The 888-nt window shown below is 60.7% G+C and carries 1 protein-coding gene; it reads right to left on the bottom strand.

The window, feature by feature from the left end; translation table 11 throughout:
• Nucleotides 1-39: 39 nt before the first annotated feature.
• Nucleotides 40-888 (bottom strand): IS3 family transposase (locus R4P47_RS25035; protein ID WP_269596907.1); only part of this gene is annotated, 849 nt, incomplete at its 5' end.

Here is an 888-nt window from a genome sequence, read left to right as displayed (position 1 = left end):
TGCACTGGTCCCCGTGGGTTGGACCGGTTAATGGAAATCCTAGGCCGCGAGGGCCTGGGCTCGGTATCGCACCGGGCTCAGGCCGTCGAGGCGTAGCGAGATGCGATCGTTGTTGAACCAGTCGATGTAGTCCTCGATCGCGGTGCGCAAGGCGTCGAGGTTCAGGTATCGGACGTGATGAAACATCTCTTCTTTGAGGTGACCGAAGAAGTTCTCGATGATCGCATTGTCGTAGCAGTTCGCTTTGCGGGACATCGACTGGATCGCTCCCGCATCGGCCAGCAACCGTCGCCACGAAGAGTGCTGATAGTGAAAACCCTGATCCGAGTGCACAATTGGACACTCCCGTTCACCGAGGGTGTCCAATGCTGCCCGCAGGGAACGGTTGGTGAACTCCGTCGTCGGAGACTTTCCGATCGAATACGAGATGATCTGACGGTCGAACAGATCCATCACCGGCGACAGATACAACTTCGCGTCCCCGACCCGGAACTCGGTGACATCGGTGACCCACTTCTGATTCGGGGCCGCCGCCGTGAACTGACGATCGAGGACGTTCGCCGCGACCGCCCCGACCTGACCCTGATACGAGACATACCGTCGACGGCTCCGCACAACACAGACCAACCCGAGCTCACGCATCACCGCGAGCACCGTCTTCTTCGCCACCCGCCACCCTTTGTCGACGAGGACTCGGTGCACACGCCGATGCCCGTAGCGTCGGTGATTGTTCTCGAACGCGCTGGTCACCGCAGCTTTCAACGCGGACTTCGGGTCGGGCCGACGTAACTGCGCCTGACGGTAGAAAAACGTCGAGCGGGCCAAGCCGGCGACGTCGAGCAGCACATCGAGACGGTACTGCGCCTTGAGGGCGATGACAGCGAGAAC

It is taken from the genome of Rhodococcus sp. IEGM 1370 (genome assembly GCF_033142325.1).
Lineage (GTDB): Bacteria > Actinomycetota > Actinomycetes > Mycobacteriales > Mycobacteriaceae > Rhodococcoides.
This window is presented reverse-complemented; position numbering and strand designations above follow the sequence as displayed.